Below are 25,618 nucleotides of genomic sequence, written 5' to 3' on the forward strand. Positions count from 1 at the left end.
TTATCGCTGAGGCTCCAGCTCTTCTCGAGTTGGCCGACAGCCTGTGAATGTCCCTCGCCGCTGGAGACCCCCATGTCGTTTCTCTTGTCGCTGCTGCGCAGCCGTCTGTTGTTGCCGGTATTCATCAGTCTGTTGCTCGCCGTCGTTCTCCAGGTGGGCCTGGCGCTATGGCTGACCCAGGATGCGGTGAAGGGCCTGCAGTCCGGTCTGGCCGCGCGCCTGTCCGGCGAATCCGAGCAGCTCGCCGAGACCCTGCGCCAGGCCGGTGGCGAGGTGGATGGCAGTCTTGCCGAGCTGGCCGGGCAGACCCGCACGCGGCTGGCGGAGGGACTTGCGCAACGCCTGGCGCGCGAGCGGCAGCAGGTCGGAGAGACCCTGACCGCTACCCTCAAGAGCAATGCGCAGAATCTGGCCGAGTTGCTGGCGGGTGTGGCACCCAAGGCGATGTGGGATGCCGATGTACCGGCGCTGTCCGACCTGGCGCGCCGGGCGCAGGGCAATCCCGAGGTGCTGTTCGTGGTCTTCCAGGATGCCCAGGGCCAGAATCTGACCCGTTATCTCAATCGTCAGGACGAGCGCGTGGCGCGCCTGCTCGCCATGGGCCAGGGCGAGGGCGCCCTGGCCAAGGTGCTGGATGCCGCGACCCGGGATCCCTCGGTCTATCGCGTGGATGCCTCCATCAGTCCCAACGGCGTGGAGATCGGCAAGGTGGTGGTGGGCTTTTCCACTCAGGTCATCGAGCGCACCGGCGCGGCCCTGGATCAGAGCTTCAAGAGTCTGATCGACGACGCTGGCGTTCTGGTCTCCAGCAGCGTGACGGCCGCCGCCAAGGGCAGTGCCGCGACCCTGGCGACGCGCCTGGAAGGCACCCGCCAGGCCGCCCTGGCCATGAGTCGCAATGCCGGTGAGGCGGTCGCCGCCCTGGCGGGCGCGCTGCGCTGGCAGATCGCCCTGGGGCTGATCGGGGTTGGCGTGGTGATGGTCGTGGCCGTGGCGCTGGTGCTGGGTCGCCGGGTGCTGCGCCGGATCGGTGTGCTGCAGCGGGCGCTGGACGATCTGGCGGCCGGGGAGGGGGATCTGACCCGCCGCCTGCAGCTGGGGCAGGGCGATGAGATCCAGGCGTTGGGTGGGGCGGTCGATCGCTTCCTGGCCAAGCTGCAGCCGCTGGTGGGCGAGGCCCATGGCGTCGCCGCACGCACCGGCGAAGAAATTCGCGGCCTGGCCGGCAGCAGCGCCACCGCCGAAGCGGCAGCGCTGCGTCAGCGCGAAGAGGTGGCCCGCAGCCTGGAGGCCTTGTCCGGCATCGCCGCGGAGGCCGAGGGCGAAAGTCTGGCCATGCAGGGCGCGCTGCAGCAGGTGGAAGCCATCCGCAGCTCTGCCCAGAGCAATGCCCGGATCGCCACCGAGGTGGCCGAGGGTATCGAGGGGCTGGTGACCCAGGTCGAGTCGGGTGCCCAGGTGATCGAACGGCTGGCCGCGCAAAGCGAGCAGATCGAGGTGGTGCTGGACGTGATCCGCGGGATCGCCGAGCAGACCAATCTGCTGGCGCTCAATGCGGCCATCGAGGCGGCCAGGGCCGGCGAGAGCGGGCGTGGCTTCGCGGTGGTCGCCGACGAGGTGCGGGCGCTGGCCAGCAAGACCCAGGAGTCCACCGGCAGCATCCGGACGCATATCGCCGGACTGCAGGAAGGGGCGCGCGAGGCGGTCGCCGCCATAGGCGAGGCGCGGCAGCAGGCCAGCAGCGGGTTGGCCGTGCTGCGCGACAGCAAGCGCATCCAGCAGGATGTCCACCGCGCAGTGGATCAGGTGCATGCCAGCATGAGCACGGCTGCCCAGGCCGCCCAGCGCCAGGCGGCGGGTGCCGCGGCGGTGCGCCAGCGGGTCGAGGTCATCCATGGCGAGGCGCTGCGTGCCGCCGAGTCGGTGGCGGCCACTGCGGACAGCAGTCGCACCCTGGCGGAACTGGCCGCTCAGCTGCGCGGCAGTCTGGGGCAGTTCAAGGCGTAGGGGAGACCCGCGCCTTTTCGCGGGCAAGAAAAAACCGGCCAAAGCCGGTTTTTTCTGTTGCGTCCGATCTGGGATCGTCCGCTTGGTATTGGTGCCCAGGAGAAGACTCGAACTTCCACGGTGTTGCCACCGCTAGGACCTGAACCTAGTGCGTCTACCAATTCCGCCACCTGGGCCTGCAGCGCGACTTCTGATCGCTTCCCGTCGCCCTTGCGGGTTTCAGGATTAAAAAACCGGCTAGCGCCGGCTTTTCGTCGACCGATCTGCAAATCGATCGACTATAATGAGTGGTGCCCAGGAGAAGACTCGAACTTCCACGGTGTTGCCACCGCTAGGACCTGAACCTAGTGCGTCTACCAATTCCGCCACCTGGGCACTCAAGGCGATGATTGCTCATCTCCGACGTCGCGATTGCTCACGGCGTCGTGGGGCGGCACTTTACTTAGGGGGCGTTTGCTTGTAAACCCCTGCTGTGAAAAATATTTTTATTGAGCATGCCAGGCTAACTATTGCGCGGTTTTCACGTTTCAATAGGCGTTATGGCAGTTCCTACCGAACCCAGACTTAGAAGGTAACCCCAGACTGATGGCCGATTGGCAATCCCTCGATCCCGAGGCCGCCCGGGAAGCGGAAAAGTACGATAACCCCATTCCGAGTCGCGAACTCATTCTGGCTCATCTCGCCGATCGCGGCGCCCCGGCCACACGGCCCCAGTTGGCCGAAGAATTCGGTCTCGTCACCGAGGACCAGCTCGAAGCCCTGCGGCGGCGCATGCGCGCCATGGAGCGCGATGGTCAGGTGATCTATACCCGCCGCGGCGCCTATGCCCCCATCGACAAGCTGGATCTGGTGCGCGGACGCATCGCCGGCCATCGCGATGGCTTCGGCTTCCTGATCCCCGACGACGGCAGCGACGACCTCTTCCTCAGCCCGGCGCAGATGCGTCTGGTGTTCGACGGCGACATCGCCCTGGCGCGGGTCGCCGGTCACGATCGGCGCGGTCGTCGCGAAGGCGGTCTGGTCGAGGTGGTCACCCGGGCACATGAATCCCTGGTCGGTCGTTTCTTCCAGGAGAGCGGCCTGGCCTACGTGGTGCCGGACAATCCCAAGATCGGCCAGCAGGTGCTGGTGCCCGAAGGCAAGCACGGCGGCGCCGCTCACGGCCAGTTCGTGCAGGTGCGCATCGACGAATGGCCCACCACCTTCCGCCAGGCCCAGGGCGAAGTGGTCGAGATTCTCGGCGACTACATGGCGCCGGGCATGGAGATCGAGGTGGCGCTGCGCAGCTACGACATCCCCAACGAATGGCCCAAGGCCGTCGAGAAGGAAGCCGCCAAGCTCAAGCCCGAGGTGGAAGAGAAGGACAAGCAGAAGCGCATCGATCTGCGCCAGTTGCCCTTCGTGACCATCGATGGCGAAGACGCCCGTGACTTCGACGATGCCGTCTATGCCGAGGCCAAGAAGTCCGGTGGCTGGCGGCTCTACGTCGCCATCGCCGACGTCTCCCACTACGTCAAGGTCGGCTCGGCGCTGGACGCCGAGGCGGAGAAGCGCGGCAACTCGGTGTATTTCCCCGAGCGCGTGATTCCCATGCTGCCCGAGGCCCTGTCGAATGGGCTCTGCTCGCTCAATCCCCAGGTGGATCGCCTGGCCATGGTCTGCGAGATGACCATCGCCGCGTCCGGGCGCATGACCGGCTACCAGTTCTACGAAGCGGTCATCCACTCCCACGCGCGCCTGACCTACAACAAGGTCTCCACGGTGCTGGAGCAGCCCAAGTCGGCCGAAGGCAAGCAGTTGCGCAAGCAGCTCGGCGAGGTAGTGCCGCACCTGGAGCAGCTCTACAGTCTGTACAGGGTGCTGCTGGCTGCCCGTCATGTCCGCGGGGCCATCGATTTCGACACCCAGGACACCCGCATCGTCTTTGGCGCCGATCGCAAGATCTCCGAGATCCGCCCGACCCAGCGCAACGATGCCCACAAGCTGATCGAGGAATGCATGCTGTGCGCCAACGTGGCCACTGCCAAGTTCCTCGAGAAGCACAAGGTGCCGGCCCTGTACCGGGTACACGACGCGCCACCCCTGGAAAAGCAGACCAATCTGCGGCAGTTCCTCGGTGAGATGGGCCTGTCGCTGACCAAGGGCAAGGCCAATCCGGTGCCCTCGGACTACCAGGCGCTGCTGCAGCAGATCCGCGAGCGGCCGGACTTCCGGCTGATCCAGACGGTGATGCTCAGGTCGCTGAGCCAGGCGGTCTACAGCCCGGACAACAATGGTCACTTCGGTCTCAACTACGAGGCCTATACCCATTTCACCTCGCCGATCCGGCGCTATCCGGATCTGCTGGTGCATCGGGCGATCCGCAGCGTCATCCGCTCCAAGCTGGAGACCAAGCACGTCAAGCGCGCAGGCGCGACGAGCATGGCCAAGGCGCGCATCTATCCCTATGACGAATTGCGCCTGGATCAGCTCGGCGAGCAGTGCTCCATGACCGAGCGCCGTGCCGACGAAGCCACGCGGGACGTTTCCAACTGGCTCAAGTGCGAGTTCATGAAGGATCGCGTCGGCGAGACCTTTGCCGGCGTCATCATCGCGGTGACCGGCTTCGGCCTGTTCGTCGAATTGTCCGAGGTGTTCGTCGAGGGGCTGGTGCATGTCACCGCGCTGCCCGACGACTACTACCACTTCGACAGCGTCCACCATCGCCTCTCCGGTGAGCGCAGTGGTCGCAGCTACCGCCTGGGCGATCCCCTCGAAGTGGTGGTGGCGCGCGTCGATCTGGACGAGCGCAAGATCGACTTCGTACTGCCGGCCAGTGCCGGGGCGCCACGCGTGCGGGAAGAGCGCGAGCCGCGCAACAAGCGCGACAACCGTCGCCGCGGTGCGCCAGCGCCAGCGCAGGAGCCAAGCGCTGCTCCGGCTGCCGAAGCCTCGGGCGAGCCTGTCTCCCCGGCGCCAGAGCGAGGGTCTCGCCGCTCGCGTAGCGGCCGTCGTCGCGGCGCGCCGGCGCAGGAATCGAGCGTCGTCCCGGTTGCCGAGGCTGCGGTCGAGCCCGTTTCGGCGAAGTCTGAGCAGCAACCCAATTCTTCGCGTAACGGTCGTCGTCGTGGTGCGCCGGCGCAGGAGCAGGGTGTCGCCGCGGCGGTCGAGGCAACACCTGCAAGCGTTTCGCCAGAGTCGGAGTCCGAACCGCGGCGCTCGCGCAGCGCCCGTCGGCGCGCGGCCGCTGCGGGGCGAAAGCAGGACGCCGAGGCGTCTATGCCAGCCTCGGTTGAGGTGACTTCGCCAGAAGCGCCGAAGCAGGACGACCCATTGCTCGGTAATACCGACGTCAGACGTAGTCGTGCGGTGAAGCAGGCGCTGCTGGCCGAAGCCAAGGTCGAGGGCGGCAAGCCCAAAGCCCAAGGCAAAGCCAAGGCCAAGGCCAAAGGTAATAGCGACAAGGGCAAGGCCAGCGACACGGCCAAGAGTCGTACCGCACCAGCACGTCAGGATAAAGGGGCGGCTGCCGAAGGGGCTGCGGCGGTGGATGCCAAGGTCAAGAAGGCCAAGGCTGCAAGTGCCAAGAAGAAATCGGCAGGCAAGTCCAAGGCCGAAGGCCAGGCCAAGGCTGCAGCCAAAGGCAAGACCAAGACCAAGGCGAAGAAGCCTCATCGCAAGGGTCAGTCGCGCCCCAAGGATGACGCATGAGCCAGCTGGAGACCGTCTACGGTATCCACGCCGTGGAAGCGCTGTTGCGCTTCCATCCGCGGCGGGTGAAGCAGCTGTGGATCGCCGAAGGGCGGCGTGAGCCGCGGGTCGATACCCTGCTGGAGCTGGCCGCCGGTCAGCGTCTGGCGGTGGAAAGCAAGCCGCGGGCCTTGCTCGATGAGCTGGCCGAGGGTGTGCACCAGGGCGTGGTGGCCCAGGTCAGTCCGAGTCAGGTCTGGGGCGAGGCCATGCTCGAGGAGTTGCTCGACCGGGCCGAAGGACCGCCGCTGCTGCTGGTACTCGATGGCGTGACCGATCCGCACAACCTCGGTGCCTGCCTGCGTAGCGCCGATGCCGCCGGGGCCCTTGCGGTCATCGTGCCCAAGGACAAGTCGGCTACCCTGACCGCCGTGGTGCGCAAGGTGGCCTGTGGTGCTGCCGAGGTGTTGCCGCTGGTGGCTGTCACCAACCTGGCGCGCACCCTGGAAAAGCTGCAGAAGCGTGGCCTGTGGATCGTCGGTACCGCCGGTGAGGCGACTCAGGATATCTACGACGTCGACATGAGTGGGCCGACCGTGGTGGTCATGGGCGCCGAGGGCAAGGGCATGCGCCGTCTGACCCGCGAGCATTGCGATCATCTGGCCCGTCTGCCCATGGCTGGCATCGTTAGCAGTCTCAATGTCTCGGTGGCGACCGGGGTCTGCCTGTTCGAGGCCGTGCGTCAAAGACGCACCTCTGCGCCCGGGTAGTCCACGCCAGGAAACGTCTGGGTACCGACGCAGTGCGTATCGCACTATACGAATCGCGCTGCAGTGCGCAGAATACCGGCCTCGCCCCGGGAAAGCCCGGCGCGAGGCCTGTCAACAAGAGGATGCCCGCGTGAGTCAGGAGATCCAAGAGCCGGTAGGCTTGCGAGTGCTGCTCGTCGAAGACGATGCCACGCTGCGCATGCTGACCACCGAAGTCATCGAGGAGCTGGACCATCAGGTCACGGCGGTCGCCTCGGCAGAGGCTGCCCTGGAGTTGCTGCCGCAGCGCGAACACGATGTGCTGTTCACCGATATCGGGCTGGGCGGCATGTCCGGCATTGAACTGACCCGGCGCGCCCTGGCGATGGATCCGACGCTGCGCATTGTCGTCGCCTCGGGTTATGCCTTCGAGCGCGAGCCGGGCATGGAGGCGCGGGTCGGGGTGCTGATCAAGCCCTATGACCTGAACAAGATCCGCCAGGCCCTGGCCGACGTGCAACGCTGAGTGCCTGAGGTTGTCCGGCGGTCGCGTCGGACATGCCTGCGGTTGCGCCCTCCGGCGCCCTTCTCTAGAATGTTGCCCCTTGCCCGGAGTGCGTCCGCATTCCGCAGGGCAAGTCATCCGAACTATTCACTCCTTGTCTGACCGCGTTTCCGCGGCAGGCTGCAACCCGTAAGGAGCATTAAATGCGTCATTACGAAGTCGTGTTCCTGGTTCATCCGGACCAGAGCGAACAGGTGGGCGGCATGGTCGAGCGCTACACCAAGGCTATCGAAGAAGACGGTGGCAAAGTCCATCGCCTGGAAGACTGGGGCCGTCGTCAGCTGGCTTACGCCATCGACAACGTTCACAAGGCTCACTATGTACTCATGAACATCGAGTGCAGCGCCAAGGCCCTGGCCGAGCTGGAAGACAACTTCCGCTACAACGACGCCGTGATCCGCAATATGATCCTGCGCCGTGACGAGGCCGTCACCGGTCAATCCGAGATGCTCAAGGCCGAAGAAAACCGCAACGAGCGTCGCGAGCGTCGCGAGCGTCCTGCCGAGTCCGAGTCCGAGTCCGCCGAAGGCAACTCCGACGACGCTGACAGCGCCGAGTAATCTGGATCTAGCGAGGAATCATTGTCATGGCACGTTTCTTCCGTCGTCGTAAGTTCTGCCGTTTCACCGCCGAAGGCGTGAAAGAGATCGACTACAAGGATCTCAACACCCTGAAGGCCTACGTCTCCGAAACCGGCAAGATCGTCCCGAGCCGTATCACTGGCACCAAGGCCAAGTACCAGCGTCAGCTGGGCGCCGCCATCAAGCGTGCCCGTTACCTGGCCCTGCTGCCCTACACCGACAGCCACGGTCGTTGATCGACGCCTGATCACGAATAACGGATAAACACGGCATGCGGCCTCTGGCTGAGTTCATCATGCGCGGCCGTACTCAAGCCACCCTTGTGGTGGTGCTGGGTGCAGTCGTGCCGCTGCTGTACTGGATGACCGCTGCCGGTGGCAGCCTGGTGCTGTTGCGCCGGGGACCTGCCGCGGCGGCCGGGGTGCTGGTCTGGGCCCTGCTGCCGGCGCTGTTCTGGCTGTATCTGGGGGATGCCAGCATCGTGCTGGTGTTGCTGGGTTCGACGCTGCTGGCGGCCATTTTGCGCCAGAGCCTGTCCTGGACACGGGTGTTGTTGGCCAGTGTCCCGCTGGGGTTGGTTTTCGCCCTGGTGCTGGGGCAGGTCTATGCCGAGGGCATCGCGCAGCTGGCGGAGGAAATCCGCCGGTTGCTGCCCCAGGTGTTGGGCCCGAGTGCGGCGCAGTTGCCGCCGGAAAAGCAGGCGCAGTTGCAGCAGTTGCTGCTGCCCGTGCTGACCGGCCTGATGGCGGCGTTCTTCCAGATCACCTGCCTGCTGTGCCTGATGCTCGGGCGCTACTGGCAGGCGGCGCTGTACAACCCCCAGGGGTTCGGTCGCGAATTTCGCGTCCTGCGTCTGCGTCCAGCCATCGCGCTCGGCCTTCTGGCCCTGCTGGTGCTGGCGCCGAACCTGGGCAGCGGGCTTGGCCTGCTGACCCCGCTGTGCAGCGTGCCGCTGGCCTTTGCCGGCATCGCCCTGCTGCACGGGCTGGTGGCGGCCAAGCGCCTGGCGGGATTCTGGCTGGTGGGGCTGTACGTGACGCTGCTGCTGTTCGGGCAGCTGATCTATCCGTTGTTGGTGATTCTGGCTGTGATCGATAGCGTGTTCGATTTCCGTGGGCGGTCTGCGCAAGAGCCGCAGGGCCCCGCGGACGGTGAAGGTTAAAAGTTAAGAGGAAAGACTCAATGGATGTCATCCTGCTGGAAAAGATCGCCAACCTGGGCAACCTGGGCGACAAAGTGAACGTCAAGGGCGGCTACGCCCGTAACTTCCTGCTGCCGCAGGGCAAGGCCACCGCAGCCACCGCTGCCAACGTCGAGGCTTTCGAAGCTCGTCGCGCCGAGCTCGAGAAGCAAGCTGCCGGGAAGAAGGCCGAGGCTGATGCCCGTGCCGCCAAGCTGGCTGACCTGACCGTAACCATCGCTGCCAACTCCGGCGACGAAGGCAAGCTGTTCGGTTCCATCGGCACCCGCGACATCGCTGAAGCCGTCAGCGCCGCTGGCGTCGAGCTGGACAAGAGCGAAGTTCGCCTGCCCAACGGCGCGCTGCGCAGCGTTGGCGAATACGATGTCGAAGTGCACCTGCACACCGACGTCGAAGCTACCGTCAAGATCGTCGTCGTCGCTGAATAAGCGCGCCGTCGCCTGACTGGCGGACTTGCGCCCCGGCGCCGGTCTGTCGACAATCGGGCACGTCATTGCCAAGGCAGTGACGTGCCCTTTGTCTTTTCTGCCGTCCGAAAAATCATTTCGCCGCCCGCAATGGGGGCCCAAGACCTGCGCATGAACGAGATTTCCCTGCCCGAGCAGTACGATCTGCAGACCGCTGCCCTCAAGGTCCCGCCGCACTCCATCGAGGCAGAACAGGCCGTGCTGGGTGGTCTGATGCTGGACAACAATGCCTGGGAGCGCGTGCTCGATCAGGTGTCCGATGGCGACTTCTATCGCCACGACCACAGACTCATCTTCCGCGCCGTGGCCCGTCTGGCCGAGCGCAACCAGCCGTTCGACGTGGTCACCCTGTCCGAACAGCTGGACAACGAAGGCCAACTGCCCCAGGTGGGCGGCCTGGCCTATCTGGCCGAGCTGGCCAGGAACACTCCCTCGGTGGCCAACATCAAGGCCTATGCGCAGATCGTGCGCGAGCGGGCCACCCTGCGGCAGTTGATCGGCATCAGCGCCGCCATCGCCGACAGTGCCTACAACCCGGAAGGCCGCGGGGCCAACGAGCTGCTCGACGAAGCCGAGCGCAAGATCTTCGAGATCGCCGAGGCCCGCCCGAAATCCGGAGGGCCGATCGGCGTCAACGACATCCTGACCAAGGCCATCGACCGCATCGATACCCTGTTCAACTCCAGCGAAGCCATCACCGGGGTCTCCACCGGTTTTGCCGATCTGGACGAAAAGACCAGCGGCCTGCAGCCGGCGGACCTGATCATCGTTGCCGGTCGCCCGTCCATGGGCAAGACCACCTTCGCCATGAACCTGGTGGAGAACGCGGTGCTGCGCACCGACAAGGCGGTCCTGGTGTTCTCCCTGGAGATGCCCGCCGACTCCATCGTGCTGCGGATGCTCTCGTCCCTCGGTCGCATCGACCAGACCAAGGTGCGTTCCGGCAAGCTCGACGACGACGACTGGCCGCGGCTGACCTCGGCGGTCAATCTGCTCAACGACCGCAAGCTGTTCATCGACGATACCGCCGGCATCAGTCCTTCGGAAATGCGCGCCCGTACCCGACGCCTGGTGCGCGAGCACGGCGACCTGGCGCTGATCATGGTGGACTACCTGCAGCTGATGCAGATCGGCGGCAGCAGCGGCGAGAACCGGACCGCCGAGATTTCCGAGATATCGCGCTCGCTCAAGGGCCTGGCCAAGGAATTCAACTGCCCGGTGGTGGCGCTCTCCCAGCTCAACCGCTCGCTGGAGCAGCGGCCGAACAAACGCCCGGTCAACTCCGACCTGCGGGAATCGGGGGCCATCGAGCAGGACGCCGACGTCATCATGTTCGTCTACCGGGACGAGGTGTATCACCCGGAGACCGAATACAAGGGCGTGGCGGAAATCATCATCGGCAAGCAGCGGAACGGTCCGATCGGCACCACGCGGCTGGCCTTCATCGGCAAATACACCCGGTTCGAGAATCTCGCGCCCGGCAGCTACGTTTTCGAGGACGAATGATGGTCAAGAACAAGCTGAAGATCGCGGTCCTGCTCGGCGGCACCAGCGAAGAGCGCGACGTGTCCATCGCCAGCGGTGCCCAGGTGGTGGCGGCCCTGCGCCGGCGCGGGCACCAGGTGGTGACCGTGGATACCGCCCTGGGCCTGCTCGACGAGGATGCCGAGCGCGCGCTGCTGGAAGCCCGGGTCGGCCTCGAGCCGCCGGAGCGGACCGCCCTGGTGCGGATGCGTGGCCAGGATGCCGGCGCGCTGCTCAGTCGCGCCCAGCTGGGCGACCAGGATCTGCTGTTCCTCGCCCTGCACGGCGGCACCGGCGAGAACGGCACCCTGCAGACCCTGCTCGACCTGGCCGAGTTGCGCTACACCGGCAGTGGCCGGGTCGGCAGCGCCGTGGCCATGGACAAGGACCTCAGCAAGCGGCTGTTCCGCGCCGCTGGCGTACCCACCGCCGACTGGCTGATGGCGCCGGCAGATGCCGCGACCGTGGCCGCGACCCTGGGTTATCCGGTGATCGTCAAACCCAGCCAGCAGGGCTCCACCGTGGGCCTGAGCAAGGTCAGTCGCGCCGAAGACCTGCAACCGGCCATCGAGCTGGCGCTGCGCTATGACCGCGAGGTGATGATCGAGCGCTTCGTCGCCGGGCGCGAGCTGACCGTGGGCGTGCTGGGCGACCAGCCGCTGGCGGTGGGCGAGATCGTCCTCGGCCAGAGCGGGGTGTTCGACTACACCAGCAAATACCAGCCCAAGGGCGCGGTGGAGATGTTTCCGGCCGAGGTCTCGCCCGAGATCGCCGAGGAAGCCCGCCGCCTGGCCCTGGCTGCGCATCGGGCGCTCAAGCTCGACGGCTACAGCCGTGCCGACTTCCGTCTGGACGCAGAAGGGCGGCTCTGGTGCCTGGAGGTCAACACCCTGCCGGGGATGACCGCCACCAGCCTGCTGCCGCAATCGGCAGCGGCCATGGGCATCGACTTCGACGAACTCTGCGAGCGGATCTGCCAGCTGGCCCTGCAGGACTGACCCCCCACGCAGCCGGCGCCGCTATCGCTTCGGGTGGCGGCGGCTGCGTCTCTCGTCGAAGCCGGATTCGGATCCGCCGCCATGCCCCAGACGCTCACCCCGCTGCAGACCCGGGCGCTGTTCTTTTCCGCGCTGCTGCTGTTCGTGCTGCCCTTCATCCTGGTCGACTTCCCCTATGTCGATGACAACTGGCGCATCCAGCTGGAGAACGGCCCGGAGTGGCGGCAGCAGGGGCGGGTGCTCACCGAAGTCTTCTACCGGCTGCTGACCTTCAGCGGCAGCACCCTCAATCTCTTCCCCCTGCCGCTGCTGATCGCCTGCGCCGCAGCCGCCTGGGCCCTGACCGACCTGGCCCGCCACTGTTTCGGCGCGCCGCGGCCGACCCAGTGCCTGGCCCTATTGCCGCTATGGTTCTCGCCGTTCTGGCTGGGCAACCTGACCTACCAGTACGACGGCCCGACCATGGCCCTGAGCCTGGTGGCGGTGATCTATGCGGTGATCTATCGCAGTCGCCATACCGCGCTGACGCTGCTGGTACCGGCGGCGCTGCTGGCGGCGGCGATCGCCTTCTACCAGGTGGCGCTCAATGTCTTCGTCGGCCTCTGCTGCCTGGAGCTGATCCGCGCCTTGCAGCGCCGCGAGGCGCCCGAGCAGGCCTTGCGGCTGGTGCTGCGCCAGGGCCTGCAGCTGCTGCTGGGTGGCGTGCTCTATTACCTGACGGCCTACCAGCTGATGGCGACCACGCGGCACGCCGGCGTGGGTGGCCAGGTGCTGCCGGAGCTCGGGCACCGGCTGGGCGAGGTGCTGCACAGCGTCGGCCTGCTGATCACCCCGGGCAATCTCTGGCTGTGGTGGCTGTTCGGCGGGCTGGCCGCGATCGGTTACGGCCTGGGGGCCCTGACCTATGCCCGCGCCTATGGCTGGCGGGCGCTGCTGCCCCTGCTGCTGTACGCTGCGGCCCTGCCGGTGCTGGCCGCCTGCGTGGCCGGCATCACCCTGCTGTTCAGCGATTTCATCCTCGAAGCCCGCACCCTGATGGGGCTGGCGGTCGTCCTGACCCTGGCGCTGCTGCTGGCCCATGATCTGCTGGAGCGATTCCAGCCACGGCTGACCTGGCTGCTGGTGCTGCCGGTGCTGTGGATGCTGTCGCTGGCCTATGCCTATGGCCAGGTGCTGTCGGCGCAAAAGACCTTCGAGCGCGGTTTCGTCCAGGAGCTGCACCACGACCTCAGCAGTCGCCCGGAGCTGCGGCCGCTCAAGCGCCTGCTCTGGACCGGCGGTCCGCTGGAGGTGGCCTGGCTGCCGCTGGCGCAGAAGACCTTCGAGCAGGTGCCGGTGCTGCCCTTCATCCTCGGCCTGTCGCCGGGCAACTTCATGATCGCCGAGCGGCTGCTGGATCTGGGGGTGATCGACGATGCCGACAGCGACAGCTGCAGCCAGCGGGTGGCCGTGCCAGGCGCCGCCACGCGCCTGGTGGACAACCGCTTCTACGACATCTGGGCGGTGGGCGAGGACGGCTGCATCATCATGAAGCCGCAGCGACCCTGGGTGCCGTTCGAGTAGTGGGGTAGGTTGGGCTGAGACGGTTCCCTCGTCAGGGCCCAACCAGCGCTGCCTGATGCAGGTGTTGGGCTTCGCTCTGCTCGGCCCAACCTGCGGGTGCGAAGGCGATCAGCCGCGGCGCAGCTTGTAGCAGAGGAACAGGAAGGCCAGCCAGACCGGGATGGCGTAGACCGAGACGGCGATGCCGGGGATGCGCAGCATCAGCACCAGGATCATGCCGACGAAGGCCAGGCACAGCCAGTTGACGAAGGGCGACCAGAACGCCGGGAAGTGCGAGGTGCGCCCGGCCTGGCGCTGGGCGGCGCGGAATTTCAGGTGGGTCAGGCTGATCAGCGCCCAGGCGATCACCAGCGAGGCCACCACCAGCGACATCAGCAGCTCCAGGGCATTCTGCGGCAGCAGGTAGTTGACCACCACGCAGAGCAGGGTCACTGCCGAGGACACGGCGATGCCCAGCAGGGGCACGCCCTGGCGATTGGTGCGCAGCAGGGCGCGCGGGGCATCGCCCTGTTCGGCCAGGCCATAGAGCATGCGGCTGGTGCAGTAGACACCACTGTTGTAGACCGACAGCGCCGCGGTCAGCACCACGAAGTTGAGCAGATGGGCGGCGGTGTCGCTGCCGAGCAGGGCGAAGGTCTGCACGAAGGGGCTGCCGGCGTAGTCGTCGCCGCCGGCGCCGATGCTGCGTACCAGTTCGTCCCAGGGATGCAGCGACAGCAGGATGGTCAGGGCGCCGACATAGAAGATCAGGATGCGCCAGACCACCTGGTTGATGGCCTTGGGGATCACGGTGCGCGGCTGGTCGGCTTCGGCGGCGGTGATGCCCACCAGCTCCAGGCCGCCAAAGGAAAACATGATGATCGCCAGCACCGCGAACAGGCCGCTCCAGCCGTTGGGCAGGAAGCCGCCATGGTTCCAGAGATTGCTCACCGAGGCCTCGGGACCGCCGCTGCCGCTGACCAGCAGCCAGAGCCCGAAGGCCATCATGCCGAGGATGGCCACCACCTTGATCAGCGCGAACCAGAACTCGGTCTCGCCGAAGGCCTTCACGTTGAACAGGTTGATGGCGTTGACCAGCACGAAGAACACCAGGGCGCTGGCCCAGGTCGGCACCTCAGGCCACCAGTACTGCACGTACTTGCCCACCGCGGTGAGCTCCGACATGCCCACCAGCACATAGAGCACCCAGTAGTTCCAGCCGGAGAGAAAGCCCGGGAAACGGCCCCAGTAGCGACTGGCGAAGTGGCTGAAGGAGCCGGCCACGGGCTCCTCGACGATCATCTCGCCGAGCTGGCGCATGATCAGGAAGGCGATGAAGCCGGCGATGGCGTAGCCGAGGATCATCGCCGGACCCGCCGACTTGAGCACCCCGGCCGAGCCGAGGAACAGACCGGTACCGATGGCTCCGCCGAGGGCGATCAGCTGGATATGACGATTCTTCAGGCCGCGCTGCAACTGGCCGGCGGCGGGTTGGGGCTGGGACATGGACGGGGGTGTCTCGGTGGGGAGGGGAGCGGGCGGCTATGGTAGCACTCCTGTCGCCAGGGGCCTGGTCCGGGGGCGTTGCCCTCGCCCCGGCCCTCTCCCGGCGGGAGAGGGGGAAGCGCGTAGCGTGGCAGGGGGCACCGGAGTCTCCCTGACGGCCCTCTTCCCTGGAGAGGAGAGCGAGCAGGTGCGAGAGGTGCTTTTGTCCTCTCTCCCCCAAGGAGAGGGTTGGGGGGAGGGCGAGTCCAGAACCACCGTCGATAGCCAAAGGCAATCGATGTCCGGGGGCTGAACTGGTCATTTTTTGTGCTATTCTTCGCGCCCTCCTGAAAACACCCCTATCCCGGAAGCTGCCATGCAAGCCGCCACGCCGCTGTTCGACTATCCGAAATACTGGGCCGAGTGCTTTGGTCCTGCACCCTTCCTGCCCATGAGTCGGGCGGAGATGGAGCAACTCGGCTGGGACAGCTGCGACATCATAATCGTCACCGGGGACGCCTACGTCGATCACCCGTCCTTTGGCATGGCCATCATCGGCCGGCTGCTGGAGGCCCAGGGCTTCCGCGTGGGCATCATCGCCCAGCCGGACTGGCATTCGAAGGACGACTTCATGAAGCTCGGCGAGCCGAATCTGTTCTTCGGTGTGGCCGCGGGCAACATGGACTCGATGATCAACCGCTACACCGCGGACAAGAAGGTCCGTTCCGACGATGCCTATACTCCGGGCAACGTCGCCGGCAAGCGTCCGGATCGCGCCAGCCTGGTCTACAGCCAGCGCTGCAAGGAAGCCTACAGCCACGTGCCGATCGTGCTCGGTGGCATCGAGGCCTCGCTGCGCCGGATCGCTCACTACGACTACTGGCAGGACAAGGTCCGGCGCTCGATCCTGATGGACGCGACCGCCGACATCCTGCTCTATGGCAACGCCGAGCGGGCAGTGGTCGAGATCGCCCAGCGGCTGTCGCGTGGCGAGCGCGTCGAGGCCATCACCGATGTGCGCGGTACCGCCTTCATCCGGCGGGACACGCCCGCGGGCTGGTTCGAGGTCGACTCGACCCGCATCGATCGTCCCGGTCGCGTCGACAAGATCATCAATCCCTACGTGAATACGCAGGACACCGAGGCCTGTGCCATCGAGCAGGCGAAGGGTGAGGTCGAGGACCCCAACGAAGCCAAGGTGGTGCAGCTGCTGGAAAGCCCGCGCATGACCCGCGACAAGACGGTGATCCGCCTGCCGTCCTTCGAGAAGGTGCGCAACGACCCGGTGCTCTATGCCCACGCCAACCGCGTGCTGCACCTGGAAACCAATCCAGGCAACGCCCGCGCACTGGTGCAGCGGCATGGCGAGGTGGACGTCTGGTTCACGCCGCCGCCCATCCCCATGACCACCGAGGAAATGGACTATGTGTTCGGCATGCCCTATGCGCGCGTGCCGCACCCGGCCTATGGCAAGGAAAAGATCCCGGCCTACGAGATGATCCGTTTCTCGGTCAACATCATGCGCGGCTGCTTTGGTGGCTGCACCTTCTGCTCCATCACCGAGCACGAAGGCCGGATCATCCAGAATCGCTCCCACGACTCGATCATTCGCGAGATCGAGGAGATGCGCGACAAGGTGCCGGGCTTCACCGGCGTGGTCTCGGACCTTGGCGGGCCGACCGCCAACATGTACCGCATCGCCTGCAAGGACCCGGAGATCGAGCGCCACTGCCGCAAGCCGTCGTGCGTGTTCCCCGGTATCTGCGAAAACCTCAATACCGATCACTCCTCGCTGATCGAGTTGTACCGCAAGGCGCGGGCGCTACCGGGGGTGAAGAAGATCCTGATCGCCTCGGGACTGAGATACGACCTGGCCGTGGAGTCGCCCGAGTACGTCAAGGAACTGGTCACCCACCATGTCGGCGGCTACCTGAAGATCGCGCCCGAGCACACCGAGCGCGGTCCGCTGGACAAGATGATGAAGCCCGGCATCGGCAGCTATGACCGCTTCAAGCAGATGTTCGAGAAGTACACCAAGGAGGCGGGCAAGGAGCAGTACCTGATCCCCTACTTCATCGCGGCGCATCCGGGCACCACCGACGAGGACATGATGAACCTCGCGCTGTGGCTCAAGCGCAACGGCTTCCGCGCGGATCAGGTCCAGGCCTTCTATCCCTCGCCGATGGCCACCGCCACGGCCATGTACCACTCGGGCAAGAATCCGCTGCGCAAGGTCACCTACAAGAGCGACGGCGTGACCATCGTCAAGAGCGACCAGCAGCGCCGCCTGCACAAGGCCTTCCTGCGCTACCACGATCCCAGGGGCTGGCCGATGCTGCGCGAGGCGCTCAAGGAGATGGGCCGCGCCGACCTGATCGGGCCGGGCAAGCACCAGTTGATCCCGGCCACCCAGCCGGTGGGCGACGCCGGCTACCAGAGCGCGCGGCGCAAGAATTCCACCCCGGTGGGCAGCAAGAAGACCGGTACCGGCGGTGGGCGCATCCTCACCCAGCACACCGGCCTGCCGCCCCGCGCCAGCGATGGCAGCAAGGCCTGGGACAAGGGCCAGGAAGGCCAGGCCGCCGGCTACGCCAAGGGCGGTCCGCGCAAGAAGTCGCGGCGCCAGCCGAACATGCCGCGCTGAGGCTATCGCGGCCATGGCGGTCCGCCGAAGCGGCCGCTCCTACGGGGTGTGATGCTTCTGTAGGAGCGGCTCATGGCCGCGATCAGAGCCGCTATAAATATTTAACTTGTCGTTTTCATCTCTCAAGGACGAGCGATGTCATCACGTCATGCGGCGTTACGCAGGGGCCGGGTTTCTTTGCCTGGCCAGCTGTATCTCCTGACTACGACTACTAGCCAACGCCAGCCCCTATTCGCCGATTTCTCCGTGGCGTGCACGGCTGCCCGTACTTTCAACGACCATCGTTTGTTCGGCGACGCTCGGTTGCTTGCCTGGGTATTGATGCCCGATCACGCGCATTGGCTGATAGCGCTCGGCGAACGATTCAGTCTGGGCGAGTTGGTTCTTCGTTTGAAGTCGGCGAGTGCGCGCCGCATCAATGCTATCCGAAAGACACAAGGGGCAATCTGGGCGCCGGCTTATCATGACCATGCTCTAAGAGCCGAAGAAGACGTCCAGGCAGTGGCGCGGTACATCGTTGCCAATCCGGTAAGGGCAGGATTGGTGCGGAGGGTGGGCGATTATCCGTTTTGGGATGCGGTGTGGTTGTAGATCGTGCCAGGAAAGCTGATCGCGGCCATGGGCCGCTCCTACGGGGCATATCGGAGCCTGTAGGAGCGGCCGCATCGGCGGACCGCCATGGCCGCGATATCAGCCGCGCAATTCGGCGAAGTGGGCCTGCATGCGGTCGGCGTCGGCGCTGCGGCCGCTGAAGAGTTCGAAGGCCTTGACCGCCTGGAACACGGCCATGGTGCCGCCATCCAGGGTGCGGCAGCCGAGGGCGCGGGCCTGGCGCAGCAGTTCGGTTTCCAGCGGGAAGTAGATTATTTCGGCGACCCAGAGGCCGGGGTGCAGCAGTTCGGCCGGCAGTGGCATGCCGGGCAGCTTGGCCATGCCCACTGGCGAGGTGTTGACCAGGCCATCGGCGGCGGCGACCGCGGCGGCCCGGTCGGTGCCGACCGCGGCGCGCCCGGGGCCGAAGTGGCGGGTCAGGTTGTCCACCAGCGCCTGGGCACGCTCGGCCTCGACGTCGAAGATGAACAGCTGGTCGACGCCCTCGGCGAGCAGGGCGTGGGCCACGGCGCTGCCGGCGCCGCCGGCGCCCAGTTGCACCACCAGGCGCTTGGCCACGTCCGGCAGGCCACGGCGAAAGCCTTCGGCGAAGCCCAGGCAATCGGTGTTGTGACCCACGGTGCGGCCGTCGGCCAGCACCACGGTATTCACCGCGCCGATGCCGCGCGCCTCGGGCGAGAGCTCGTCAAGCAGCGGGATGATTGCCTGCTTGCAGGGAAAGGTGATGTTGAGACCGGTGAAGCCGGTGCGCTGGGCGGCCTGCAGCAGCTCGGGCAGGGCGTCGGCAGCGAGGCCGAGAGCGTCCAGGTCGATCAGCCGATAGAGGTATCTGAGGCCCTGGGCGTCGCCTTCGCGTTCGTGCATGGCGGGCGTCAGCGAGGCCTGGATGCCGGCGCCGATGAGGCCGGCGAGGACGGATTTGGGTGCGGTCATGGAGTCAGTTTCCCTGGTGGGCGATGAGGGCGGCGATGGCGGCGCGATATCCCTGGCTGCCGAGGCCGCAGATGACGCCGACGGCGATGCCCGAGACATAGGAATGATGACGGAAGGCTTCGCGACGGTGCACGTTGGACAGGTGCACCTCGTAGACCGGCAGCTCGCTGGCCACCAGGGCGTCGCGCAAGGCCACCGAGGTGTGGGTCCAGGCGGCGGGATTGATCACCACCCCGGCATAGGCGCCGCGGGCCGCGTGAATCCAGTCGAGCAATTCGCCTTCGTGGTTGGTCTGGCGGAAGTCCACCTCGTAACCTCCGGCGGCGGCGCTCTCGGTACACAGCCGGGCGACGTCGGCCAGGGTCTCGTGGCCGTAGGTGGCGGGCTCGCGGGTGCCGAGCAGATTGAGGTTGGGTCCGTTGAGGACCAGGATGCGGCGGGAGGACATGACAGCCTTCTCTCTTGTTGTCTTGCCGGGCAGGCGCTGCCCGGCACTGGAGAGAAAATGTACCAGCCGGTTAATTCCGTCAATCGAGGCGAATGGGCGGGTGGCAGGGCCGGCTGCGGAAGCGTTCGATTATCGACCCTGGTGACTCAGATCGCCACCAGTCCGCGTACCCCCTCGGCCTCCATGTCGACCCCGCGACCGCGCTGGACGATCTCCCCACGGGACATCACCAGGTAGCCGTCGGCCAGTTCGCTGGCGAAGTCGTAGAACTGCTCCACCAGCAGGATGGCCATGTCGCCGCGCTTGGCCAGGTGGGCGATGACGGTGCCGATCTCCTTGATCACCGAGGGCTGGATGCCCTCGGTGGGTTCGTCGAGGATCAGCAGGCGCGGGCGGCTGGCCAGGGCGCGGCCGATGGCCAGCTGCTGCTGCTGGCCGCCGGAGAGGTCGCCACCGCGACGCTGGCGCATCTGCCGCAGCACGGGGAAGAGTTCGTAGATGGATTCGGGCACCTCGTGGGCTTCCCGGGCGGGAAAGCGCGACAGGCCCATGAGCAGATTTTCCTCGACGGTAAGGCGCGGAAAGATCTCGCGGCCCTGGGGCACGTAGGCGATGCCGGACTGCACCCGCTGGTGCGGCTTGCGGGCGGTGATGTCCTGGCCTTCCCAGGTGACGCTGCCGCGCTTGGCCGGGATCAGGCCCATGAGGCAGCGCAGCAGGGTGGTCTTGCCGACGCCGTTGCGGCCGAGCAGGCTGGTGACCTCTCCGATGGGCGCGTCGAAGGACAGACCACGCAGGATGTGGCTGCCGCCGTAGTACTGATGGAGTTCGTTGACCTGGAGCATGGGGGCCTCGGGGAGATTCTTTGATCGCGGCCATGGGCCGCTCCTACGTAGGAGCGGTCGCAGCGGCGAACCGCCATGGCCGCGATATGCATTCAGTTCGGCGCGGCGCTAGCGCCCCAGATACACCTCGATTACCTGGTCGTTGGCCTGGACCTGGTCCAGCGAGCCTTCGGCGAGGACGTGGCCCTGGTGCAGCACGGTGACGTGGTCGGCGATGCTGCCGACGAAGCCCATGTCGTGCTCCACCACCATCAGCGAGTGCCGGGGCACCAGCGACTTGAACAGCTCGGCGGTGAATTCGGTCTCGGCGTCGGTCATGCCGGCGACGGGTTCGTCGAGCAGCAGCAGTTGCGGCTCCTGCACCAGCAGCATGCCGATCTCGAGGAATTGCTTCTGGCCGTGGGACAGCAGCCCGGCGGTGCGCCCGCGCGACTCCTGCAGGCGGATGGTGGTGAGCACCTCTTCCAGACGGTCGCGCTGCTCGCCGGAAAGCCGTGCGCGCAGACTGGCCCAGACCGACTTGTCGGTCCGTTGCGCCAGCTCCAGGTTCTCCCAGACGGTCAGGGCCTCGAACACCGTGGGCTTCTGGAATTTGCGGCCGATGCCGGCCTGGGCGATCTGCACCGGTTGCAGGCGGGTCAGGTCGAGGGTCTCGCCGAACCAGGCGCTGCCGCGGTCGGGGCGGGTCTTGCCGGTGATGACGTCCATCATGGTGGTCTTGCCGGCGCCATTGGGGCCGATGATGCAGCGCAATTCACCGACGCCGATGTAGAGATTGAGGTCGCGCAGGGCCTTGAAGCCGTCGAAGCTGACCTCGATGCCTTCCAGGCTGAGGATGGTGCCATGGCGGGTGTCCAGGCCCGTGCCCGCGCGATGGCCGAGACCGCTGGCCTCGGCGCCGATGCCGGGATCGAGCACTTCCGCGGCGGTGGGAGGTATGGGAGCGGCTTTCATGCGTCGCGCTCCTTCTTGATGAGGCCGATCACGCCACGCGGCAGATAGAGGGTGACGACGATGAATAGGGCGCCGAGAAAGAACAGCCAGTATTCGGGAAAGGCCACGGTGAACCAGCTCTTGGCGCCGTTGACGATGCCGGCGCCGAGCACCGGGCCGATCAGGCTGCCGCGTCCGCCGAGAGCGACCCAGATGGCCGCTTCGATGGAGTTGGTCGGGGCCATTTCGCTGGGGTTGATGATGCCCACCTGGGGCACATAGAGGGCGCCGGCCAGGCCGCAGAGCACCGCCGAGAGCACCCAGACGAACAGCTTGAAGCCGCGCGGATCGTAGCCACAGAAGGTCACCCGGTTCTCGGCGTCGCGGATCGCCGTGAGGATGCGGCCGAACTTGCTCTGCGCCAGGCGCCAGCCCAGCCAGAGGCTGGCGGTTAGCAGAGCCACGGTGAGCAGGAAGAGCACCGCGCGGGTGCCCTGGGCGGCCACCGGAAAGCCCAGCAGGGTGGTGAAGCCGGTGAAGCCGTTGTTGCCGCCGAAGCCGGTCTCGTTGCGAAAGAACAGCAGCATACCGGCAAAGGTCAGCGCCTGGGTCATGATCGAGAAGTAGACGCCCTTGATCTTCGAGCGGAAGGCGAAGAAGCCGAACGCCAGCGCCAGCAGACCGGGGGCCAGCACCGCCAGGCACAGCGCCCAGAGGAAATGGTCGGTGCCGGCCCAGAACCAGGGATAGCTGGTCCAGGAGAGAAAGCTCATGAAGGGGGGCAGCCCGTCACCGGCGGCCTGGCGCATCAGGTACATGCCCATGGCGTAGCCGCCGAGGGCGAAGAATAGTCCGTGGCCGAGGGAGAGCATCCCGGCATAGCCCCAGACCAGGTCCAGGGCCAGGGCGACGATGGCGTAGCAGAGGATCTTGCCCACCAGGGTCAGGGTGTAGGCCGAGACCTGGAAGGCATTGTCGGCCGGCAGCAGGGACAGCAGCGGTAGGGCGATCAGCACGGCGAGGGCCAGGCCGAGCACGGCCAGGCTCAGGCGCGGGCCGGCCTTCTGCACAGCGGTAAGCGCGAGTGGCTGGTTCAATCGATGACCCTCCCCTTGAGGGCGAACAGGCCCTGGGGCCGCTTCTGGATGAACAGGATGATCAGGCCGAGGATGAGGATCTTGCCCAGCACGGCGCCGATCTGGGGTTCGAGGATCTTGTTGACGATGCCCAGGCCGAAGGCCGCCAGCACGCTGCCGGCCAGTTGGCCGACGCCGCCGAGCACCACCACCAGGAAGGAATCGATGATGTAGCTCTGGCCGAGGTCCGGGCCGACGTTGCCGATCTGCGACAGGGCCACGCCACCGAGGCCGGCGATGCCGGAGCCGAGGCCGAAGGCGAGCATGTCGATGCGCCCGGTGGGGACGCCGCAGCAGGCGGCCATGTTGCGATTCTGGGTCACGGCGCGCACGTTGAGGCCCAGCCGGGTCTTGTTCAGCAGGGCCCAGGTCAGGACCAGCACGAAGACCACGAAGCCGAGGATGATCACCCGGTTCCACGGCAGGAGCAGGTTGGGCAGCACCTGGATGCCGCCGGACAGCCAGGCCGGGTTGGCCACCTCGACGTTCTGGGCGCCGAACAGCACCCGCACCGCCTGGATCAGCATCAGGCTGATGCCCCAGGTGGCCAGCAGGGTTTCCAGCGGTCGGCCATAAAGATGGCGGATCACGGTGCGCTCCAGCGCCATGCCGATGGCGGCAGTGACGGCGAAGGCTACCGGCAGTGCCAGCAGCGGATACCAGGCCAGCCACTCGGGGGCCAGGCGCTGCAGGGTCAGCTGCACCATATAGGTGCTGTAGGCGCCGAGCATCAGCATCTCGCCATGGGCCATGTTGATGACGCCGAGCAGGCCATAGGTGATGGCCAGGCCCAGGGCGGCGAGCAACAGGATGGAGCCCAGCGACAGCCCGGTGAAGGCCTGGCCGAGCAGATCGCCCAGCAGCAGCTTGCGGTCCACCTGGGCGAGGCCGGTGGCGGCGGCCTTGCGGACGTCTTCGTTGGCTTCCACCGCGGGATCGAGCAGGGCCTGCAGGCGGGTCTTGGCCTGGGGCTCGCCGGATTCGCCGAGCAGACGTACCGCGGCCAGGCGCACGGCGGGATCGGCATCGGTCAGCTGCAGGTTGGCCAGGGCGGCGGCGAGGGCGCCTTGCACTTCCTTGTCGGCTTCGCTCTGCAGACGTTTTTCCAGGAAGGCACGCTGCTCGGGCTTGGCCTCCTGGCGCAGGGCCTGGGCGGCGGCCAGGCGCACGCCGGCATCCGTGGACAGCAGCCCGCCGCTGGCCTGGGCAGCGCCGATGAGGATGCGCAGGCGGTTGTTCAGGCGGATCTGCTTGGGCGTGCCGGTGGGCGCCGTGGCCTCACCTTCGGCGGCGCTGTAGCTATCGCCGGTCTTGTAGAAGGGGCGCTTGTCTTCGTCGACATAGAAGCGGCCGTCCTGCAGTGCCTGGAGCACCGGGAGTTGGGCGGGATCAGGCGCGGCGGCCCAGTCCTGCAGCAGTTTGGCCTGGTCGTTGGCGCTGGCGGCGGCCAGTTCGGCGGCGGGGCCGGCCTGGGCGGTGCCCACGAGCAGCAACAGCAGGGGCAGAAGAAAAAGGCGTAGGGACATGCTCGGCCTCGTCGATGGGTAAAGGCTCCTGCGCGACGTCTCCCGGGGAAGGGCGGGCGTGGCCTCGTTTCTGGTGCCGGGCACCGGGCCGTGTGGCCGGGTGCGCTGGCGGGCCCTCACCCCGGCCCTCTCCCGGGGGGAGAGGGGGAGGAGCGGAGCGGGTGTTTCCTGTTGGCTACGGAGCGCCTTTTGCCCTCACCCCAACCCTCCCCCGAGGGAGAGGGGGGAAGAGCTATTGGCCTCGGCACGGCTTTGGCTCTCACCCCAACCCTCTCTCCAGGGGAGAGGGGGTAGGAGCGGGGTGCCATCTTTCAGGCTTCGCTCCCCCCTCGGGGGAGAGGGGCCTAGGGTGAGGGCTGGCCGTTACTTGCCGCTCTTCACCGGTTCGTCGGACTTCTTGTCGTTGCCGGGGATGTAGGGGCTCCAGGGCTGGGCGCGGACCGGGCCCTCGGTCTGCCAGACGACGTTGAACTGACCGTCGTCCTGGACCTCGCCGATCATCACCGGCTTGTGCAGGTGGTGGTTCTTCTCGTCCATCTTCACGGTGTAGCCGTCCGGCGCGGCGAAGGTCTGGCCGGCCATGGCCTTGCGGACCTTGTCGACGTCGGTGCTGCCAGCCTTTTCCACCGCCTGGGCCCACATGTGGATGCCGACATAGGTGGCTTCCATGGGGTCGTTGGTCACGGCGGTCTGGTAGTTGGGCAGGTTCTTGGCCTTGGCATAGGCCTTCCAGGCCTCGACGAATTTCTTGTTCACCGGGTTATCCAGCGACTCGAAGTAGTTCCAGGCGGCCAGCTGGCCCACCAGCGGCTTGGTGTCGATGCCGCGCAGTTCTTCCTCGCCCACCGAGAAGGCCACCACCGGCACGTCGGTGGCCTTCAGGCCCTGGTTGCCCAGTTCCTTGTAGAAGGGCACGTTGGAGTCGCCGTTGATGGTGGAGACCACCGCAGTCTTGCCGCCGGCGGAGAACTTCTTGATGTTGGCGACGATGGTCTGGTAATCGCTGTGGCCGAAGGGGGTGTAGACCTCTTCGATGTCCTTGTCCTGCACGCCCTTGCTGTGCAGGAAGGATCTGAGAATCTTGTTGGTAGTGCGTGGATAGACGTAGTCGGTGCCCAGCAGGAAGAAGCGCTTGGCGCCGCCACCTTCTTCACTCATCAGGTATTCCACCGCCGGGATGGCCTGCTGGTTCGGCGCCGCGCCGGTGTAGAAGACGTTGGGCGACATCTCTTCGCCTTCGTACTGCACCGGGTAGAACAGCAGGCCGTTGAGTTCTTCATAGACCGGCAGCACCGATTTGCGCGAGACCGAGGTCCAGCAGCCGAAGGTGACCGCGACCTTGTCCTGGGTCACCAGCTGGCGCGCCTTCTCGGCGAACAGCGGCCAGTTGGAGGCCGGGTCCACCACCACGGGTTCCAGTTTCTTGCCCAGTACCCCGCCCTTGGCGTTGATCTCGTCGATGGTCATCAGCGCCATGTCCTTGAGCGAGGTCTCGGAGATGGCCATGGTGCCGGACAGCGAATGCAGGATGCCTACCTTGATGGTGTCCGCGGCGTGGGCGGCACTCCAGGGAAACAGGCCGCTCATGAGCAGGGCGGACGCGGCAAGGGTGGTCTTCAGTAGGGGACGGCGCTTCATGCGAAAGGCTCCTGAGCGAACGTGCGCTGTTGTTGGGCTGGACTGCGGGCCAGCCAGGGCGCCTTTTCAGGAACTGTGCCAGGCGTCGGCAAGGCGCATGGGGACTGGCGCCTTG

At 66.3% G+C, this 25,618-nt stretch carries 21 protein-coding genes and 2 tRNA genes; 13 read left to right on the forward strand and 10 right to left on the reverse strand.

Features of this window, described 5'->3' with window-relative positions:
* Window positions 1–72 precede the first annotated feature (72 nt).
* Window positions 73–2,007 carry a methyl-accepting chemotaxis protein gene (locus tag AABM56_RS02645; protein ID WP_133862318.1) on the forward strand — a complete coding sequence of 645 codons (1,935 nt, stop codon included), beginning with the start codon at window positions 73–75 and terminating at the stop codon, window positions 2,005–2,007.
* Between the two features lie 89 nt (window positions 2,008–2,096).
* Here the strand turns inward: AABM56_RS02645 and AABM56_RS02650 are convergent.
* A tRNA-Leu gene (locus AABM56_RS02650) sits at window positions 2,097–2,183 on the reverse strand.
* 112 nt (window positions 2,184–2,295) lie between these two features.
* A tRNA-Leu gene (locus tag AABM56_RS02655) sits at window positions 2,296–2,382 on the reverse strand.
* Window positions 2,383–2,592: 210 nt separating this feature from the next.
* Between AABM56_RS02655 and rnr the strand changes: the two genes are divergently transcribed.
* The 10 genes from rnr (at window position 2,593) to AABM56_RS02705 (ending at window position 13,324) form a co-directional block, all read left to right on the forward strand.
* On the forward strand, window positions 2,593–5,697 hold the full coding sequence (gene rnr / locus AABM56_RS02660; RefSeq protein WP_263259632.1) for a ribonuclease R: 3,105 nt from the start codon (window positions 2,593–2,595) through the stop codon (window positions 5,695–5,697).
* On the forward strand, window positions 5,694–6,446 hold the full coding sequence (gene rlmB, locus AABM56_RS02665) for a 23S rRNA (guanosine(2251)-2'-O)-methyltransferase RlmB (protein ID WP_347883820.1): 753 nt from the start codon (window positions 5,694–5,696) through the stop codon (window positions 6,444–6,446). Before rnr ends, rlmB begins: the two co-directional genes overlap by 4 nt.
* Window positions 6,447–6,576: 130 nt before the next feature.
* Complete coding sequence (locus tag AABM56_RS02670; RefSeq protein ID WP_007161147.1) at window positions 6,577–6,951, forward strand: response regulator; 375 nt, start codon at window positions 6,577–6,579, stop codon at window positions 6,949–6,951.
* A gap of 182 nt (window positions 6,952–7,133) precedes the next feature.
* Window positions 7,134–7,550 (forward strand): 30S ribosomal protein S6, encoded by a 417-nt coding sequence (gene rpsF / locus AABM56_RS02675; protein ID WP_007161146.1) that lies wholly within the window; start codon window positions 7,134–7,136, stop codon window positions 7,548–7,550.
* Between the two features lie 26 nt (window positions 7,551–7,576).
* The gene (gene rpsR / locus AABM56_RS02680; protein ID WP_059316384.1) at window positions 7,577–7,807 is read left to right on the forward strand and encodes a 30S ribosomal protein S18; all 231 of its coding nucleotides are present in this window, start codon (window positions 7,577–7,579) and stop codon (window positions 7,805–7,807) included.
* 35 nt (window positions 7,808–7,842) lie between these two features.
* Window positions 7,843–8,733, forward strand: coding sequence for a hypothetical protein (locus tag AABM56_RS02685; protein ID WP_133862315.1), 891 nt, complete (start codon window positions 7,843–7,845; stop codon window positions 8,731–8,733).
* Window positions 8,734–8,753: 20 nt separating this feature from the next.
* Window positions 8,754–9,200 (forward strand): 50S ribosomal protein L9, encoded by a 447-nt coding sequence (rplI, locus tag AABM56_RS02690; RefSeq protein WP_133862314.1) that lies wholly within the window; start codon window positions 8,754–8,756, stop codon window positions 9,198–9,200.
* Window positions 9,201–9,350: 150 nt separating this feature from the next.
* Window positions 9,351–10,745: a replicative DNA helicase gene (gene dnaB, locus AABM56_RS02695; protein WP_133862313.1), complete on the forward strand. Its 1,395-nt coding sequence runs from the start codon at window positions 9,351–9,353 to the stop codon at window positions 10,743–10,745.
* Window positions 10,745–11,761 (forward strand): D-alanine--D-alanine ligase, encoded by a 1,017-nt coding sequence (locus AABM56_RS02700; protein WP_347883821.1) that lies wholly within the window; start codon window positions 10,745–10,747, stop codon window positions 11,759–11,761. The genes dnaB and AABM56_RS02700 overlap by 1 nt, the downstream gene beginning before the upstream one ends.
* An 81-nt stretch (window positions 11,762–11,842) precedes the next feature.
* Window positions 11,843–13,324, forward strand: coding sequence for a glucosyltransferase domain-containing protein (locus tag AABM56_RS02705; RefSeq protein WP_133862311.1), 1,482 nt, complete (start codon window positions 11,843–11,845; stop codon window positions 13,322–13,324).
* Window positions 13,325–13,432: 108 nt separating this feature from the next.
* Here AABM56_RS02705 and AABM56_RS02710 read toward each other — a convergent pair whose 3' ends face one another.
* Window positions 13,433–14,809, reverse strand: coding sequence for an amino acid permease (locus AABM56_RS02710; RefSeq protein WP_133862310.1), 1,377 nt, complete (start codon window positions 14,807–14,809; stop codon window positions 13,433–13,435).
* Between the two features lie 355 nt (window positions 14,810–15,164).
* On the opposite strand from AABM56_RS02710, the gene AABM56_RS02715 reads away from it, so the two are divergent.
* Entirely contained in the window at window positions 15,165–17,432 is a 2,268-nt protein-coding gene (locus AABM56_RS02715; protein ID WP_133862309.1) for a YgiQ family radical SAM protein, read from the forward strand.
* Window positions 17,433–17,567: 135 nt separating this feature from the next.
* Window positions 17,568–18,023: a transposase gene (locus AABM56_RS02720; protein ID WP_133862308.1), complete on the forward strand. Its 456-nt coding sequence runs from the start codon at window positions 17,568–17,570 to the stop codon at window positions 18,021–18,023.
* Between the two features lie 99 nt (window positions 18,024–18,122).
* On the opposite strand, the gene AABM56_RS02725 is transcribed toward AABM56_RS02720, so the two are convergent.
* The 7 genes from AABM56_RS02725 to urtA all read right to left on the reverse strand — a co-directional run bounded on the left by AABM56_RS02725 (window position 18,123) and on the right by urtA (window position 25,503).
* Window positions 18,123–18,977: a shikimate dehydrogenase gene (locus AABM56_RS02725; protein WP_133862307.1), complete on the reverse strand. Its 855-nt coding sequence runs from the start codon at window positions 18,975–18,977 to the stop codon at window positions 18,123–18,125.
* Between the two features lie 4 nt (window positions 18,978–18,981).
* Window positions 18,982–19,425: a type II 3-dehydroquinate dehydratase gene (aroQ, locus tag AABM56_RS02730; protein ID WP_133862306.1), complete on the reverse strand. Its 444-nt coding sequence runs from the start codon at window positions 19,423–19,425 to the stop codon at window positions 18,982–18,984.
* 146 nt (window positions 19,426–19,571) lie between these two features.
* Window positions 19,572–20,270: an urea ABC transporter ATP-binding subunit UrtE gene (urtE, locus tag AABM56_RS02735; protein WP_133862305.1), complete on the reverse strand. Its 699-nt coding sequence runs from the start codon at window positions 20,268–20,270 to the stop codon at window positions 19,572–19,574.
* A 108-nt stretch (window positions 20,271–20,378) separates the two neighbouring features.
* Window positions 20,379–21,224, reverse strand: coding sequence for an urea ABC transporter ATP-binding protein UrtD (gene urtD / locus AABM56_RS02740; RefSeq protein WP_133862304.1), 846 nt, complete (start codon window positions 21,222–21,224; stop codon window positions 20,379–20,381).
* Window positions 21,221–22,300 (reverse strand): urea ABC transporter permease subunit UrtC, encoded by a 1,080-nt coding sequence (gene urtC / locus AABM56_RS02745; protein WP_059316373.1) that lies wholly within the window; start codon window positions 22,298–22,300, stop codon window positions 21,221–21,223. Before urtC ends, urtD begins: the two co-directional genes overlap by 4 nt.
* Window positions 22,297–23,865 (reverse strand): urea ABC transporter permease subunit UrtB, encoded by a 1,569-nt coding sequence (gene urtB, locus AABM56_RS02750; RefSeq protein ID WP_133862303.1) that lies wholly within the window; start codon window positions 23,863–23,865, stop codon window positions 22,297–22,299. The genes urtC and urtB overlap by 4 nt, the downstream gene beginning before the upstream one ends.
* Before the next feature lie 363 nt (window positions 23,866–24,228).
* Window positions 24,229–25,503, reverse strand: a complete 1,275-nt coding sequence (gene urtA / locus AABM56_RS02755) for an urea ABC transporter substrate-binding protein (protein ID WP_187981015.1) — start codon at window positions 25,501–25,503, stop codon at window positions 24,229–24,231.
* Between the last annotated feature and the right edge of the window lie 115 nt (window positions 25,504–25,618).

Source organism: Pseudomonas aestiva, assembly GCF_039908605.1.
Lineage (GTDB): Bacteria > Pseudomonadota > Gammaproteobacteria > Pseudomonadales > Pseudomonadaceae > Chryseomonas > Chryseomonas aestiva.

Excerpts from the sequence above, each read along its gene's own strand:
- rplI (WP_133862314.1), top strand. The coding sequence starts at position 8,754 with ATGGATGTCATCCTGCTGGAAAAGATCGCCAACCTGGGCAACCTGGGC.
- rlmB (WP_347883820.1), top strand. The coding sequence starts at position 5,694 with ATGAGCCAGCTGGAGACCGTCTACGGTATCCACGCCGTGGAAGCGCTG.
- AABM56_RS02725 (WP_133862307.1), bottom strand. The coding sequence starts at position 18,977 with ATGACCGCACCCAAATCCGTCCTCGCCGGCCTCATCGGCGCCGGCATC.
- urtD (WP_133862304.1), bottom strand. The coding sequence starts at position 21,224 with ATGAAAGCCGCTCCCATACCTCCCACCGCCGCGGAAGTGCTCGATCCC.
- rnr (WP_263259632.1), top strand. The coding sequence starts at position 2,593 with ATGGCCGATTGGCAATCCCTCGATCCCGAGGCCGCCCGGGAAGCGGAA.
- AABM56_RS02710 (WP_133862310.1), bottom strand. The coding sequence starts at position 14,809 with ATGTCCCAGCCCCAACCCGCCGCCGGCCAGTTGCAGCGCGGCCTGAAG.
- AABM56_RS02705 (WP_133862311.1), top strand. The coding sequence starts at position 11,843 with ATGCCCCAGACGCTCACCCCGCTGCAGACCCGGGCGCTGTTCTTTTCC.
- rpsF (WP_007161146.1), top strand. The coding sequence starts at position 7,134 with ATGCGTCATTACGAAGTCGTGTTCCTGGTTCATCCGGACCAGAGCGAA.
- AABM56_RS02685 (WP_133862315.1), top strand. The coding sequence starts at position 7,843 with ATGCGGCCTCTGGCTGAGTTCATCATGCGCGGCCGTACTCAAGCCACC.
- AABM56_RS02715 (WP_133862309.1), top strand. The coding sequence starts at position 15,165 with ATGCAAGCCGCCACGCCGCTGTTCGACTATCCGAAATACTGGGCCGAG.
- AABM56_RS02645 (WP_133862318.1), top strand. The coding sequence starts at position 73 with ATGTCGTTTCTCTTGTCGCTGCTGCGCAGCCGTCTGTTGTTGCCGGTA.
- urtE (WP_133862305.1), bottom strand. The coding sequence starts at position 20,270 with ATGCTCCAGGTCAACGAACTCCATCAGTACTACGGCGGCAGCCACATC.
- AABM56_RS02720 (WP_133862308.1), top strand. The coding sequence starts at position 17,568 with ATGTCATCACGTCATGCGGCGTTACGCAGGGGCCGGGTTTCTTTGCCT.
- dnaB (WP_133862313.1), top strand. The coding sequence starts at position 9,351 with ATGAACGAGATTTCCCTGCCCGAGCAGTACGATCTGCAGACCGCTGCC.
- rpsR (WP_059316384.1), top strand. The coding sequence starts at position 7,577 with ATGGCACGTTTCTTCCGTCGTCGTAAGTTCTGCCGTTTCACCGCCGAA.
- aroQ (WP_133862306.1), bottom strand. The coding sequence starts at position 19,425 with ATGTCCTCCCGCCGCATCCTGGTCCTCAACGGACCCAACCTCAATCTG.
- urtA (WP_187981015.1), bottom strand. The coding sequence starts at position 25,503 with ATGAAGCGCCGTCCCCTACTGAAGACCACCCTTGCCGCGTCCGCCCTG.
- urtB (WP_133862303.1), bottom strand. The coding sequence starts at position 23,865 with ATGTCCCTACGCCTTTTTCTTCTGCCCCTGCTGTTGCTGCTCGTGGGC.
- AABM56_RS02700 (WP_347883821.1), top strand. The coding sequence starts at position 10,745 with ATGGTCAAGAACAAGCTGAAGATCGCGGTCCTGCTCGGCGGCACCAGC.